This window comes from Streptomyces sp. ADMS, assembly GCF_033441795.1.
GTDB lineage: Bacteria > Actinomycetota > Actinomycetes > Streptomycetales > Streptomycetaceae > Streptomyces.
The window spans coordinates 1-1,129 of the sequence record NZ_JAVFVX010000322.1 but is presented as its reverse complement, the minus strand read 5'-3'; the positions used below and the strand labels follow the sequence as shown (position 1 = coordinate 1,129).

Sequence of the window (1,129 nt, the reverse complement as noted above, 5' to 3'; positions counted from 1 at the left end):
TGGCCGAGAACGCCGAGCAAGCCTGGCAGGACATCGCCCACCTGATCGGGCAGAAACAGCCCGGCCCCTACGACACCGCCGTCACCCTCCTGAAGGATCTCCGCGAGGTCCACGACCGGGCGGGCACCCCCGAGGAGTTCGCCCGGCGCCTCCACGACCTGCGCGATCAGCACCGCGGCAAGCCCTCGCTGATGCGGCGCTTCACCGACGCCGGCCTGACGGCCCGCTGAGGCGCGCTCAGATCTGGTCGCGTGAACCCTCGGTCAGGAGGCGGAGGGCGGCGAGAGCGGTAGGGCGGCCGGTGGGGCAGCAGTGCATGAGGGCCAGCACCTGGACGTCGCGGCGCGGGTCGAGGCCGAATTTCCGCGGGATCCGCCTGGCCACCACGTGAACGTCAAGACCGGCCGCGTTGTCGGTGCCGTCCTCCACAAAGAGAAAGAAGTCGGGCAGCCACCTGCCGGCGGGGGCAGGCCCTGGTTGATCCAGTGAGTGTTGGCCACCACCCCGGGCTGCTGGGCCTGTCGGAAGCTCTTGGTCAGCCGTACCGAGGGGATCGGGCCGTGGGTGCCACCCATGAAGCGCCTGCACGAGCTCATTGATGCTCACCGCAGAAACCCGCCAAGCCCAACGACCAGCCTTGCTTTCTGTCGAAACCGCACAGACCTATGCCGCCCGACCCATTCCTTCGGACACGCGACACATCACACACCGGTTGAGAGAAGCGAGAGGCTTCTGACAAAGCATCACGCACAGCTGTCCACCGGCTGTCCACCGGACGCGCCGCCCCTCGGACCAATTCAACGCTTCAGTGCAGCAAAACCACAGGTCAAAGCCCCTTTGGCTACCCAGACCCGACAGGTAGTAGATCAACGACCTACGCATTGCGATGCGTAGACCCCAACTGTCCGAATAGCCCGAATTCCAAGGTCATCCAAAAGAAGAAACCCCAGGTCACGGCGAGTGAGTCCTGGGGTTTCTCGGAGCCGCCTTCAGGATTCGAACCCGAGACCTACGCATTACGAGCTCGCAAGACCGTGTCCCTGGGCTGCCCCGGCCATCCCTCATTTCACCGTTCTAGTACTACAGCCGGTGGTTTACGTGACGTGACGGCGGTTGGCTCGTTGCTCTG

The 1,129-nt window shown here is 64.7% G+C and carries 1 protein-coding gene and 1 pseudogene; one reads left to right on the top strand and one right to left on the bottom strand.

Annotation, left to right across the window (positions count from 1 at the left end):
• Nucleotides 1–230: hypothetical protein (locus RB628_RS40740; protein WP_412180805.1), on the top strand; the 230-nt coding region annotated here is incomplete at its 5' end.
• Between the two features lie 67 nt (nt 231–297).
• Here RB628_RS40740 and RB628_RS40735 read toward each other — a convergent pair.
• Nucleotides 298–560: pseudogene (locus tag RB628_RS40735) on the bottom strand (ATP-dependent RecD-like DNA helicase); the annotation flags it as partial.
• Between the last annotated feature and the right edge of the window lie 569 nt (nt 561–1,129).